Annotated in this window: 9 protein-coding genes; 7 read left to right on the top strand and 2 right to left on the bottom strand. The window is 62.8% G+C overall.

The features are described from left to right. Nucleotides 1-25: 25 nt before the first annotated feature. A complete protein-coding gene (locus tag M3465_RS04340; protein ID WP_249500469.1) occupies nucleotides 26-754 on the bottom strand; it encodes a 4'-phosphopantetheinyl transferase family protein in 729 nt (242 codons plus the stop codon). A gap of 53 nt (nucleotides 755-807) precedes the next feature. Here M3465_RS04340 and M3465_RS04335 point away from each other — a divergent pair, with 53 nt between their 5' ends. The 5 genes from M3465_RS04335 to rlmH all read left to right on the top strand — a co-directional run bounded on the left by M3465_RS04335 (nucleotide 808) and on the right by rlmH (nucleotide 5,939). Then, a complete protein-coding gene (locus M3465_RS04335; protein ID WP_249500468.1) occupies nucleotides 808-1,491 on the top strand; it encodes a glycosyltransferase family protein in 684 nt (227 codons plus the stop codon). Between the two features lie 79 nt (nucleotides 1,492-1,570). Continuing rightward, nucleotides 1,571-2,563, top strand: a complete 993-nt coding sequence (deoC, locus tag M3465_RS04330) for a deoxyribose-phosphate aldolase (protein WP_249500467.1) — start codon at nucleotides 1,571-1,573, stop codon at nucleotides 2,561-2,563. Between the two features lie 34 nt (nucleotides 2,564-2,597). Continuing rightward, nucleotides 2,598-4,946 carry an aldehyde dehydrogenase family protein gene (locus M3465_RS04325; protein ID WP_249500466.1) on the top strand — a complete coding sequence of 783 codons (2,349 nt, stop codon included), beginning with the start codon at nucleotides 2,598-2,600 and terminating at the stop codon, nucleotides 4,944-4,946. Between the two features lie 153 nt (nucleotides 4,947-5,099). After that, nucleotides 5,100-5,465 (top strand): ribosome silencing factor, encoded by a 366-nt coding sequence (gene rsfS / locus M3465_RS04320; protein ID WP_249500465.1) that lies wholly within the window; start codon nucleotides 5,100-5,102, stop codon nucleotides 5,463-5,465. Continuing rightward, on the top strand, nucleotides 5,466-5,939 hold the full coding sequence (rlmH, locus tag M3465_RS04315) for a 23S rRNA (pseudouridine(1915)-N(3))-methyltransferase RlmH (protein ID WP_249500464.1): 474 nt from the start codon (nucleotides 5,466-5,468) through the stop codon (nucleotides 5,937-5,939). It begins immediately after the preceding gene. A gap of 57 nt (nucleotides 5,940-5,996) precedes the next feature. Here the strand turns inward: rlmH and M3465_RS04310 are convergent, their stop codons facing one another. After that, on the bottom strand, nucleotides 5,997-6,800 hold the full coding sequence (locus M3465_RS04310; protein WP_249500463.1) for an undecaprenyl-diphosphate phosphatase: 804 nt from the start codon (nucleotides 6,798-6,800) through the stop codon (nucleotides 5,997-5,999). A 221-nt stretch (nucleotides 6,801-7,021) separates the two neighbouring features. Here M3465_RS04310 and M3465_RS04305 point away from each other — a divergent pair, with 221 nt between their 5' ends. Both M3465_RS04305 and gltB read left to right on the top strand, forming a co-directional pair. Next, a complete protein-coding gene (locus M3465_RS04305) occupies nucleotides 7,022-8,455 on the top strand; it encodes an NAD(P)-dependent oxidoreductase (protein WP_249500462.1) in 1,434 nt (477 codons plus the stop codon). A 63-nt stretch (nucleotides 8,456-8,518) separates the two neighbouring features. Beyond that, nucleotides 8,519-13,066: a glutamate synthase large subunit gene (gene gltB, locus M3465_RS04300; RefSeq protein WP_249500461.1), complete on the top strand. Its 4,548-nt coding sequence runs from the start codon at nucleotides 8,519-8,521 to the stop codon at nucleotides 13,064-13,066. Nucleotides 13,067-13,131: the final 65 nt, after the last annotated feature.

Raw genomic sequence — 13,131 nt, 5'->3', positions numbered from 1 at the left:
ATTCTAGTGATTCGATTTTTCCCTGTTAAGTCACTGGAAGGGTTTGGGAAATAGAAACGGAAAGCCATGTCAGGATATGACTGTCAGTTGTCTCGTGATGAATCAGGAAGGGTTGGTTCTTGGAAAAAGTATTGGACAAATCTGCCGTCAGGCGAAGACGAAGGGTATTTTTACCCGGCGGTTCGGCCAGTTCTGCAGCGTCGAAGCCGAAGAAACGACCGATAAGGGGGTGAAGCGCCTTGAACAGGGTTTCCTTTGCGGAGAAGACCAATGTCGCATCGCGGGCGGTTTCGGTTTTCGAAAGCAGCGCCTTATCGTGATCAGACAGGGTTTGTGACAGGATCGCCTTCAGGCTGTCGCCTTGGGCAATCTGTTCAGTGTCTATTCCGTAGCTCGATCCCGTGTCGGTGGAGATCAGCACGCCGCAGCGCCCGCGCGCATGGGTGATCGAGCCACTGCTGCCCTTCGGCCAGATAGGCGCGCGGGTGTCGGCGGTGCCGATGGTGTCCGGCGCGAGGTTCAGCGCCTCTTGTCCGTGCCGCACGAGAAGCCGCCCGGCAAGGAACTCCGCCTGCCGCTTCGGGACCGATCTTGCGATATGCAGCGGAAGGGGCATGCCGTTGGTATGAAAAAGCTCGGGCGTGAAGCGATCGGGGTGATATCGCGCGGTCAAAAGGAGGCCGGTTTCCTCCAGGGGCCGGATCGCAAGGCCGGTCAGAAAATCGCAATGCTCTGGCTGTATCGCGCGCAACATGCTGATAGTGCAGACACGACGCGCGGTGACGCGTCAAGCGGCAGAGGGTGACGATGACAAAAGATCAAGCGCGGCGCGGGGTGGTTTACGTGGCCTGGGGCAAGACGCATGTCGATGTTGCGCGGCGGTCGGCGGCGTCGGTGAAAAAGCACAACCCGGATCTGCCCTGCGCGATCTGGTGCGCGGCGGAGGACGACACAACGGGCTTCGATCAGGCCTTCGTTATTCCCGATGGGTTGAAACGTCCCAAGACGGCCGTTCTGCAGGACAGCCCTTTTGACGAAACGCTGTTTCTGGACAATGACACGATCATTCGGGCCGATTTGTCCTCGCTTTTCGATCTGTTGCAGAATTTCGACCTGTGCGGCGCGCATGTGGTGTTGTGGCACCGGCCACGGCACCTGAAGGTGTGGCGCAAGGAATTGCCGGAGACGTTTCCCGAGATCAATACGGGCGTCCTGCTCTACCGAAAGAATGCGAAGACGCACGCGTTCTTCAAAAGCTGGGGCGCCGCGTTCGAGGAGGCAGGGTTCCGGGTCGATCAGGTGACGTTCCGCGAGCTTTTGTGGGATGCCGATCTGCGCTTCTATGTCTTGCCGCCGCAATTCAACAAGCGTGTGTTCGAGGCGTCCGAGCTGATCTATTCCGACCAGCCCAAGCCGCGTATCCTGCATTTGCCCATCCTGAGACCCCAGAAAAACGCGCTCAAGCGGTGGTTTTCGGATTTGATCCGGTGAACGTGCTGTCGTCGCGTTGCCCCTTGCCGTTGTGCAGGCTGCGTGTCAGCATCGTGGAACGCTACGGGATATACTGCGCATGACGGCAACCGATACGGAAACAGACCAAAGGCATCTGCCGCAGACCGTGGAGCGCCGCAATTTCGGGATGGCGCTCGATCTCGATTGGGTGATGCGCGCGCGTGCGAACCGTTCCGCGATCGAGCGGCGGGCGGCCGGATTGCCTGGGCGGCGGTCCATCAAGAAGGACCATCAGGCGGCATGGCTGTGCCGGGCGATCTCCTGCATGGATCTGACGACGCTGGCCGGTGACGATACCGTGGGCCGGGTGCAGCGGCTTTGCGCCAAGGCGCGGCAGCCTGTGCGCGCCGATCTTCTGGAGGCGCTGGGAATGGAAGGTCTGACCGTTGCGGCGGTCTGTGTCTATCACGACATGATCGCGCCAGCGGTATCGGCATTGCATGGCTCGGGCATCCCGGTGGCGGCGGTCAGCACCGGTTTTCCGGCCGGGCTGTCGCCGTTCCATCTGCGCGTGGCCGAGATCGAGGAAAGCGTGAAAGCCGGCGCGTCGGAGATCGATATCGTAATTTCACGCCGCCACGTCCTGACCGGGGACTGGCAGGTGCTTTATGACGAGATGCGCGCCTTTCGTGCCGCCTGCGGCGAGGCGCATGTGAAGGCGATCCTGGCGACCGGCGAATTGGGCACGTTGCAGAATGTCGCGCGCGCGTCGCTCGTGTGCATGATGGCGGGCGCCGATTTCATCAAGACCTCGACCGGCAAGGAAAGCGTCAACGCAACCTTGCCGGTGTCGCTCGTCATGATCCGGGCCATTCGGGACTATTTCGACCAGACGGGCATCAGGGTCGGTTACAAGCCGGCGGGCGGGATTTCGAAGGCGAAGGACGCGCTCGTCTATCTGGCGCTGATGAAGGAAGAGCTTGGCGACCGCTGGCTGCGCAACGATCTGTTCCGTTTCGGAGCCTCTTCGCTGCTGGGGGATATAGAACGCCAGCTGGAGCATCATGTGACAGGGGCCTATTCCGCATCCTGGCGGCACGCGTCCGGGTAGCGCCGGATTTGAGTATTTGGAAAGAGAAGAAGCCATGACGGTGCGAGAGATTTTCGAGACCATGGATTACGGCGACGCACCGGAAAGCGCGGCGGACGCGCTCGCATGGCTTGTCGATCAGGGAGACCGCTTCGGCCATTTCATCGACGGCGCGATGACCGAACCCGGTGAGGTCTTCGAGAGCCGCAATCCGGCCACGGGGGAGGTGCTTGCGCATGTGACGCAAGCCTCGAGCGCCGATGTCGACCTTGCGGTTGCCGCGGCGCGCAAGGCGCAACGCGGTTGGGAGCGGCTCGGCGGGGCGGGGCGGGCGCGCTACCTCTATGCGCTGGCGCGACTTTTGCAGAAACACAGCCGGCTTTTCGCCGTGCTGGAGACGCTGGACAACGGCAAGCCGATCCGGGAGAGCCGCGATATCGACATTCCGCTCGCGCAGCGGCATTTCTATTACCACGCAGGTCAGGCGCAGCTTTTCGAGCGTGAACAGGCAGGGCGCGTGGCGCAAGGTGTCTGCGGACAGGTGGTGCCGTGGAATTTCCCCCTGCTGATGCTGTCCTGGAAGGTCGCACCGGCGCTTGCGGCGGGCAATACGGTTGTTCTGAAACCGGCCGAATACACGTCTTTGACGGCGCTTCTGTTCGCCGAAATGTGCCGGCAAGCCGGGCTGCCGAAAGGTGTCGTCAATATCGTGACGGGCGATGGCGCGGTGGGCGAGATGATCGTGACGCATCCCGATGTCGATAAGGTGGCGTTCACCGGGTCGACCAGCGTCGGTCGCCGGATTCGCGAGGCGACCGCGGGATCGGGGAAGGCGCTGACGCTCGAGCTAGGGGGGAAATCGCCTTACATCGTATTCGAGGATGCCGATCTCGACAGTGCGGTTGAAGGGTTGGTGGACGCAATCTGGTTCAACCAGGGTCAGGTCTGCTGCGCGGGATCGCGCCTTCTGGTGCAGGAGGGGATCGCGGAGCGGTTCCACGACAAGCTGCGCACGCGGATGGACAAGCTGCGCGTTGGATCGCCGCTCGACAAATCGGTGGATGTGGGGGCGATCGTCGATCCGAAGCAGCTCGATACGATCATCCGGTTGGTCGAGGGCAACAGCGCCGGCCGGACGTATCGCGCGAATTGCGAGATGCCCGAGAGCGGATGTTTCTACCCGCCGACCCTGATCACCGGGCTGAGCGCCGCCGATCCGTTGATGCAGGAGGAAATCTTCGGTCCGGTTCTTGTCGGAACCACGTTCCGCACGCCGCAAGAGGCGTTGGAATTGGCGAATAACACGCGCTACGGTCTGGCAGCGACGGTCTGGAGCGAGAATATCAATGTCGCGCTGGATATCGCGCCGAAGCTGGCTGCGGGGATCGTGTGGATCAACGGCACGAACATGTTCGACGCCGCAGCGCCCTTCGGTGGCGTTCGCGAAAGCGGTTTCGGACGGGAAGGCGGCCCCGAAGGGATGCGCGCCTATACGAAGCCGGGCGGGACGCTCAAGCCGCTTCACAGGATCGAGCCGTTCGGGCACGGGCCGGATACTGAGCCGCAGGCGGTCGACCGGACGGCGAAGCTTTATATCGGCGGCAAGCAGGCGCGGCCTGACGGCGGGTATTCCCACGAGGTTTTCGCCAAATCGGGTAAGTTGATCGGGCAAGCACCGCTTGCCAATCGCAAGGATGTGCGCAACGCCGTCGAGGCGGCGCGCGGTGCGGCCGGATGGGCCGGTGCCACCGCACATCAGCGGGCGCAGGTGCTCTACTACATTGCCGAGAACCTGGCGGCCCGCAAGGACGAGTTCGCCGCGCGGATCGATGCAATGACGGCGGCGCGGTCGGGCGCCAAGGAAGTGGATGCGGCGGTGGACCGGCTCTTTACCTATGCCGCCTGGGCTGACAAGTTCGATGGCCGCGTGGCGCAAGCCCCCCTGCGTGGCGTGGCCTTGGCGATGCGGGAGCCTTGCGGAGTGATCGGGGCGTTCTGCCCGGACGATCATCCGCTTCTCGGGCTCGTTTCCGTCATGGCGCCGGCGGTGGCGATGGGCAATCGGATTGTGCTGGTCGCGTCCGAGCCCTATCCGCTCGCCGCTACGGATTTCTACCAGGTGCTCGATACGTCTGATGTGCCGCCGGGGGTCGTCAATGTTCTGACCGGGCGTCATGCCGACCTTGCGCCGGTGCTCTCCAGTCACATGGATGTGGATGCGGTCTGGTCGTTCTCGTCGTCCGATCTGGCCGCGATGATCGAACGGGGGGCGGCGCTCAATCTCAAGCGAAGCTGGGTCAACAATGGCCATGCGCGGGACTGGACGGGCGCGGATGGCGAGGGGGTGGCGTTCCTCGATGCCGCGACGGAGGTTAAGACGGTATGGGTGCCTTATGGCGCATGACGGTCCCATTTTGTCGCAGTCATTGAGAAATGCGGTGTCCGATGTTACCTTGGGACCACCCGGTGCCGGGGCTGTTGCGGCGCGACTGACTAGGAGGACGATGTCCTGTCTCTACACACCGATGTGGCAGATGCCACTCACGGGGATGCGCGAATGAGCGATGCGTCCCGAACCGGATCGGCCAGCGAAGCGTTGCTCGCGGCGATCCTTGCGGAACTCGATGACAGCAAGGCCGAGGAAATCGTGCAGATCGATCTGCGCGGCAAGACGGAAATGGGCGATTACATGGTGATCTGTTCCGGCCGTTCGACCCGTCAGGTCTCGGCCATCGCGGAAAAGCTGATCGATACGCTCAAGGCCGATCTCGGCGTCCTGTCGAAGGTCGAGGGCAAGGAAACCGGCGATTGGGTTCTGATCGATACGGGCGACGTGATCGTTCATGTCTTCCGGCCCGAGGTGCGGGAATTCTACCAGTTGGAAAAGATGTGGCTGCCGAACGGGGCGGTTCAGGCGAACTAGATGCGCGTGCATCTTTGCGCGGTGGGGCGGCTCGCGAGCCGCTCTCACGAGCGCGCGCTCGTCAATGACTATCTGGCGCGCTTCGGTCAGGTCGGCCGTGGCCTTGGATGGCGGTTCGGTGGCGAAACAGAGGTCGAAGACAAGAAGGGCGGCGGGCCTGCTGGCGAAGCGGGTCTTCTGCAGGCGGCGCTTCCACCGGGCGGCGTGACGGTGTGTCTCGACGAGCGGGGCGCCGATCTGTCCTCCCCTGAATTTGCGGCCCGGCTGTCACGCTGGGCGGATCAAGGGCGCGGGGACGTGGCTTTCGTGATCGGCGGGGCGGACGGGATCGATCCGTCCTTGCGAAACGCGGCGGATCTGTCGATCTGCTTCGGCAAGATGGTCTGGCCGCACAAACTGGTTCGCGTGATGCTGGCCGAGCAGCTTTATCGTGCCGCAACGATCCAGGCCGGATTGCCCTATCATCGGCTATAGGGGGCACGATACGTCGACGCATCGTCGCTTTCCATCGATGGAAAGCGCGCCCGGCTTTCAGCTATAGGCGATGATCAGGAGGATCACGCCCAGTATGATCCGATAGATGACATAGGGCGTGAAACTCACCGATTTCAGCAGTCGCATCATGAGCGAAAGAGCGCCCAGCGCGGCGACGAAAGCGAGCGCAGCGGCGATCGCACCGTCTCGGGCGGTGGCGAGATCGGCCTCCTGCGCAACATCCATCCCCAGCAGTACGCCGGATGCGAGGATCGTCGGGATCGACATCAGCATGGCAAGCCGGGCGGCGCTTTCGCGGTCGTAGCCGAGCCCGCGCCCCGCGGTGATCGTGATGCCCGACCGCGAGGTGCCCGGAATGAGCGCGATGGCCTGCGCACACCCCATGATGAGCGCATCGCGCAGCGCCCAGTCGCTCGCGTGCCGTGATGTCGATGCTTTTTGGTCGACCCAGTAGAGAACGATGCCGAAGACCAGCATCGCCCAACCGATCACCGCGATCGAGCGCAGCGCCTGCGTCAGTCCTAGTGCGTGCAGCGCATATCCGGCGGCGATGACCGGCAGCGTCGCGACTATCAGGTTGAGCGCCCAGACTGCGCCCTGCGTGTCGAGCTTTCCGCGCGCGAGGCGGCTCAGACCGGCCCCCGCGAGTTTCACATCGCTTCGGAAATAGATCACCACGGCCAGCAAGGTGCCGACATGGACGGCCACGTCCAGCGTTTGTCCCTGATCTTGGAGCCCCGTCAGATGCGGCAGGAGGATGAGATGCCCGGAGGACGAGACCGGCAAAAACTCGGTGATCCCCTGAATCAGCGCAAGGATAAGCAAATGTGACAGGGCCATTTTGAACCGTTCTGAGCCGATGGATCGCGCCGGGTATACCTGTCCGGGGCGAAGGAGGAAGCAATAAATTGGGTCCGAAGCGGACATAAATTTAATAGATACGAATGGAGCTTAGATGCTTAGGCGGTGAATCGAGAAAAAATAGGTCAACACTTTTTACTTTTCTGACGTTTCGCCTTGGTGTAGTGAAGCCGAACCAGACCGGAGGGAGACCCACGCCAATGGCCAATCAGCCGATGTTGAAATTCGTGAAAATCGGGCGGGACATGCCGCAGAAGCGTGATGCCGGGGCGCGGCGAGAGGATTTCCACGAGATTTACGCCGAATATGCCGATGCCAAGGCGAAGGAGCAGGCCAGCCGCTGTTCACAATGCGGCGTGCCGTATTGCCAGTCGCACTGTCCGCTGCACAACAACATTCCCGACTGGCTGCGCCTGACTGCCGAGGGGCGGTTGCAGGAAGCCTATGAGATCAGCCAGGCGACCAACACCTTTCCAGAGATCTGCGGCCGCATCTGCCCGCAAGACCGGCTTTGCGAAGGCAATTGCGTGATCGAACAATCCGGTCATGGCACTGTCACCATTGGCGCGGTCGAGAAATACATCACCGACAACGCATGGGAAGAAGGCTGGGTTCAGCCGATCGCACCGGCACAGGAGCGGTCCGAAAGTGTCGGGATCATTGGGGCCGGGCCGGGCGGTTTGGCGGCTGCGGATGTGCTGCGGCGGGCTGGCGTGCAGGTGACGGTCTATGACCGCTACGATCGCGCGGGCGGTTTGCTGACCTACGGGATTCCGGGCTTCAAGCTGGAAAAGCCGGTGGTTATGCGCCGTAATGAGCAATTGGAGGCGGGCGGCGTGACGTTCCGGCTCAATTGCGTTGTCGGCGAGGATATTTCCTTTGCCGATCTGCGCGCGCAGCACGATGCGGTTATCATTGCTACCGGCGTTTACAAATCGCGCGATCTGGGCGGTCCGGGTGCCGGGGCGCGAGGCATCGTCAAGGCGCTCGATTACCTTACCGCGTCGAACCGCAAGAGCTTTGGTGACGCGGTGCCGGAATTCGAGAACGGCACGCTGAACGCCGAAAGCAAGCGGGTCGTCGTGATCGGCGGCGGTGATACCGCGATGGATTGCGTGCGCACCGCGATCCGGCAGGGTGCCAGGAGTGTGAAATGCCTCTACCGCCGCGACCGTGCCAATATGCCGGGCTCACAGCGCGAGGTGCAGAATGCCGAGGAAGAAGGCGTGCAGTTCGAGTGGCTCACCGCGCCCAAGGGATTCAGCGGCGATCCGGTGGAAGGCGTTCTGGTGCAGCGAATGCGCCTCGGCGCGCCGGATGCGACCGGCCGTCAGATGCCCGAGTTGATCGAAGGGTCCGACTATGTCGAGCAGGCCGATCTGGTCATCAAGGCGCTGGGTTTCGAGCCCGATGCGCTGCCCGCGCTCTGGGATGAGCCGGGGCTGGAAGTGACGCGCTGGGGCACGATCAAGGCCGAATTCACCACCGGCGCGACAGCGCTCCCGCGCGTCTATGCGGTGGGTGATATCGTGCGGGGCGCATCGCTCGTCGTCTGGGCGATCCGTGATGGGCGCGACTGCGCCGAAGCCGTGTTGCAGCAACTGAACGGCGCCGACGCCGTGGCAGCGGAATAACGAAATGACAACGACGCTCGCGTGCGACATTCGCGGCGCTGAGCCCCGGAGGAGGGACATCGAATGACACGATATGATGCAGACTGGGCGCGCGCCGAAGAGGCGAAGCGTCAATGGATGGCTCGGAACGGGCTTTACTCCGAGGAGGATGAGCATTCGTCATGCGGTGTCGGTCTCGTCGTCAACCTCGATGGCAAGCCGTCACGCAAGGTGGTCGAAGCCGGGATCGATGCGCTCAAGGCGATCTGGCATCGCGGCGCGGTCGATGCCGATGGAAAGACCGGCGATGGCGCCGGTATCCATGTTCAGATCCCCGTGTCCTTTTTCCATGACCAGATCACCCGCACGGGCCATACGCCGCGACAGAACGAGTTGATCGCGGTCGGCCAGGTGTTCCTGCCCCGCATCGATCTGGGCGGGCAGGAGGTGTGCCGAACCATCGTGGAAACCGAGGTTCTGCGCATGGGATATTCGATCTATGGCTGGAGGCACGTTCCGGTCAACATTTCCTGCCTTGGCGAGAAGGCCAACGCGACGCGGCCCGAAATCGAGCAGATCCTGATTTCCAATGCCAAGGGGGTGGACGAGGAAACCTTCGAGCGCGAGCTTTACGTCATTCGCCGCCGGATAGAGAAGGCGGCGGCCGCTGCAGGTGTCACGGGCAATGGCGGGCTTTACATCGCGTCGCTGTCCTGCCGGTCGATCATCTACAAGGGCATGATGCTGGCCGAGCAGGTGGCCGAGTTCTATCCCGACCTTCAGGACGAACGGTTCGAGAGCGCCTTTGCGATCTATCACCAGCGCTATTCGACCAATACATTCCCGCAATGGTGGCTGGCGCAGCCCTTCCGGATGCTCGCCCATAACGGCGAGATCAACACGCTCAAGGGCAATATCAACTGGATGAAGAGCCACGAGATCCGCATGGCCTCCAGCGCCTTCGGAGACATGGCCGAGGATATCAAACCGATCATCGCCCACGGTGCGTCGGATTCAGCGGCGCTCGACGCGGTGTTTGAAGTGCTGGTGCGAGCGGGCCGGAATGCGCCGATGGCCAAGACGATGCTGGTGCCGGAATCCTGGTCCAAGCAGGCGGTGGAGTTGCCGCAGTCGTGGCGGGACATGTATTCCTATTGCAACTCGGTGATGGAGCCGTGGGACGGCCCCGCCGCGCTGGCGATGACCGATGGCCGTTGGGTTTGCGCCGGGCTGGACCGGAACGGATTACGCCCGATGCGCTATGTGGTGACGGGCGACGGGATGCTGATCGCCGGGTCCGAGGCGGGCATGGTGCCGATCGACGAATCGACGGTGCGTGAGAAGGGTGCGCTTGGTCCGGGGCAGATGCTGGCCGTCGATATGGAAGAGGGCGCGCTTTATCGCGACGCGGAGATCAAGGACAAGCTCGCCGCGAGCCGCCCGTTCGGCGAATGGGTCGGCAAGATCAGCGAGTTGGACAGCAAGCTGGCAGAGGTTGCCGAGGCTGCCGATTTCTCGGGCGCCGATCTGCGCCGCCGCCAGATCGCGGCAGGCTTCACCATCGAGGAGCTGGAACAGGTGCTCGCCCCGATGGCCGAGGATGGCAAGGAAGCGCTGGCCTCGATGGGTGACGATACGCCTTCGGCGGTGCTGTCGCGGACATACCGCCCTCTGTCGCATTACTTCCGGCAGAACTTCAGCCAGGTGACGAACCCGCCTATCGACAGCCTGCGCGAATACCGGGTGATGAGTCTCAAGACCCGGTTCGGCAACCTCAACAACGTGCTCGACGAGAGCAGCGCGCAAACGGAGATCATCGTGCTCGACAGCCCGTTTGTCGGCAATGCGCAGTTTCGCGCCCTGATCGCGCAGTTCCATCGTTCGCTGGGAGAGATCGACTGCACATTCCCCGCCGGCGGCGATCAGGGCGCACTTCAGGCCGCTCTGGAAAGGATACGGTCCGAAGCGGAAGATGCCGTGCGCTCGGGCGCGGGGCATATCATCCTGACGGACGAGCATTGCGGGCCTGACAAGGTGGCGATTCCGATGATCCTCGCCACGAGCGCGGTGCATAGCCACCTGACGCGTCGGGGGCTGCGGACCTTCTGTTCGCTTAACGTGCGGTCGGCCGAGTGCATCGATCCGCATTACTTCGCCGTTCTGATCGGCGCGGGCGCCACGGTGGTCAACGCCTATCTCGCCGAGGATTCGCTGGCCGACCGTATCGAGCGCGGTTTGCTCGACATGAGCCTGACCGAAGCGGTTGCGAAATATCGCGAGGCCATCGATCAGGGTTTGCTCAAGATCATGTCCAAGATGGGCATTTCGGTCATCTCCTCCTACCGCGGAGGGCTGAATTTCGAAGCGGTCGGCCTCAGCCGCGCGATGTGCGCCGAGTATTTCCCCGGCATCCTGTCGCGGATCTCTGGCATCGGACTGAATGGCCTGCAACGCAAGGCAGAGGACGTTCACGCGCTCGGCTTCCGAAGCGGGCAGGACATTCTGCCCATCGGCGGGTTCTACAAGGCCCGCAAGTCGGGCGAGACGCATGCCTGGGGCGCGCAGGTGATGCACCTGATGCAGATGGCTTGCAACAAAGCGTCCTACGAGCTGTGGCAGACCTATTCCAAGGCGATGCAAGCGAACCCGCCGATCCATCTGCGCGATCTTCTGGCGATCAAGCCGATGGGCCAGCCCGTGCCGCTCGAAGAAGTCGAGAGCATTACCTCCATTCGCAAACGGTTCGTCACGCCCGGCATGAGCCTTGGTGCGCTGTCGCCCGAGGCGCACAAGACGCTGAACGTGGCGATGAACCGGATCGGGGCCAAATCCGACAGCGGCGAAGGCGGCGAGGACCCGGCGCATTTCGTTCCCGAGCCGAATGGCGACAACCCGTCGGCGAAGATCAAGCAGGTGGCGTCGGGTCGCTTCGGAGTGACGGCGGAATACCTGAACCAGTGCGAAGAGCTTGAAATCAAGGTCGCGCAAGGCGCCAAGCCGGGCGAGGGTGGCCAGCTTCCGGGGATGAAGGTGACGGACCTGATCGCCCGCCTGCGTCATTCGACCAAGGGCGTGACGCTGATTTCTCCGCCGCCGCATCACGACATCTATTCGATCGAGGATCTGGCGCAGCTGATCTATGATCTGAAACAGATCAACCCGCGCGCGAAGGTGACGGTCAAGCTGGTGGCTTCAAGCGGTGTCGGCACGATTGCCGCCGGCGTAGCCAAGGCCAAAGCGGATGTGATCCTGATTTCGGGCCATAACGGCGGCACAGGTGCCTCGCCCGCGACCTCGATCAAGCATGCCGGCCTGCCCTGGGAAATGGGCCTTACCGAGGCGCACCAGGTCCTTTCGATGAACAAGCTGCGCGACCGCGTGACGTTGCGCACCGATGGCGGCCTGCGCACCGGGCGCGACATCGTCATCGCCGCGATGCTGGGGGCCGAGGAATACGGCATTGGAACCGCCGCGCTGATTGCGATGGGCTGCATCATGGTGCGCCAGTGCCAGTCCAACACCTGTCCGGTCGGCGTCTGCACGCAGGACGAAGACCTGCGCGCGAAATTTACCGGCACCGCGGACAAGGTGGTGAACCTCATCACGTTTTACGCGCAGGAAGTCCGCGAGATCCTCGCCTCCATCGGCGCGCGGTCGCTCGAAGACGTTGTCGGCCGTGCCGATCTGCTCAGCCAGGTCAGTCGCGGGTCCGATCACCTTGACGATCTTGATCTGAACCCGCTCCTGATCCGTGTCGATGGGTCGGACGACATCGTCTATGACAGGGACCGCCCGCGCAACGCGGTGCTGGACACGCTGGATGCGGAAATCGTGCGCGATGCGGCGCGGTTCCTTGAGGAGGGTGAGAAGATGCAGCTGTCTTACGCGATCCAGAACACGCATCGCACCGTCGGCACGCGCATCTCCAGCCATATCGTCAAGCGGTTCGGGATGCGCAACGCGCTGCAGCCCGATCACCTAACGGTCAAGCTGACCGGCTCGGCGGGCCAATCGCTCGGTGCATTCGCCGCGCCGGGGCTGAAGCTCGAAGTGTCGGGCGATGCCAACGACTATGTCGGCAAGGGGCTGTCGGGCGGCACCATCGTGGTGCGGCCGCCGATGATGTCGCCTTTGCAGGCGTCGGAGAACACCATTATCGGCAACACCGTGCTTTATGGCGCGACCGATGGCTACCTCTTCGCCGCCGGGCGGGCAGGCGAGCGCTTCGCCGTGCGCAACTCGGGTGCGAAGGTCGTCGTCGAAGGGTGCGGGTCGAACGGGTGTGAATACATGACCGGCGGAGTTGCCGTGATCCTGGGCGAGATCGGCGCCAATTTCGGTGCGGGCATGACCGGCGGGATGGCCTATCTCTACGATCCGCGTGGCACGGCGGCGCTGCTGATGAACCTCGAAAGCCTCGTGACCTGCCCCGTCACCGTGCCGCATTGGGAGGCCCAGCTGAAAGACCTGATCGCCCGGCACGAAGCGGAAACCGGCAGCAGCAAAGCACAGGACATCCTGCAGAACTGGGATCTGGAACTGGGCAATTTCATTCAGGTCTGTCCAAAGGAAATGCTGGACAAGATCGCGCATCCGCTCACGGTAGAGGACAGGGCCGTTCCGGCGGAGTAACGCAGACCCTTTCGAAAAGCCCGGCCCACGCCGGGCTTTTTCATGTGTCCCTCTGGACTTGCTCG

The organism is Marivita sp. GX14005, from assembly GCF_023370775.1.
Taxonomy (GTDB): Bacteria; Pseudomonadota; Alphaproteobacteria; order Rhodobacterales; family Rhodobacteraceae; genus Marivita.
Note: the sequence above shows the minus strand (reverse complement) of the source record. Positions and strands in the feature narration are given on the sequence as shown.

Coding starts and splice junctions, on each gene's coding strand:
- M3465_RS04325 (WP_249500466.1), top strand. CDS start 2,598: ATGACGGTGCGAGAGATTTTCGAGACCATGGATTACGGCGACGCACCG.
- M3465_RS04310 (WP_249500463.1), bottom strand. CDS start 6,800: ATGGCCCTGTCACATTTGCTTATCCTTGCGCTGATTCAGGGGATCACC.
- gltB (WP_249500461.1), top strand. CDS start 8,519: ATGACACGATATGATGCAGACTGGGCGCGCGCCGAAGAGGCGAAGCGT.
- rlmH (WP_249500464.1), top strand. CDS start 5,466: ATGCGCGTGCATCTTTGCGCGGTGGGGCGGCTCGCGAGCCGCTCTCAC.
- M3465_RS04305 (WP_249500462.1), top strand. CDS start 7,022: ATGGCCAATCAGCCGATGTTGAAATTCGTGAAAATCGGGCGGGACATG.
- M3465_RS04335 (WP_249500468.1), top strand. CDS start 808: ATGACAAAAGATCAAGCGCGGCGCGGGGTGGTTTACGTGGCCTGGGGC.
- rsfS (WP_249500465.1), top strand. CDS start 5,100: ATGAGCGATGCGTCCCGAACCGGATCGGCCAGCGAAGCGTTGCTCGCG.
- M3465_RS04340 (WP_249500469.1), bottom strand. CDS start 754: ATGTTGCGCGCGATACAGCCAGAGCATTGCGATTTTCTGACCGGCCTT.
- deoC (WP_249500467.1), top strand. CDS start 1,571: ATGACGGCAACCGATACGGAAACAGACCAAAGGCATCTGCCGCAGACC.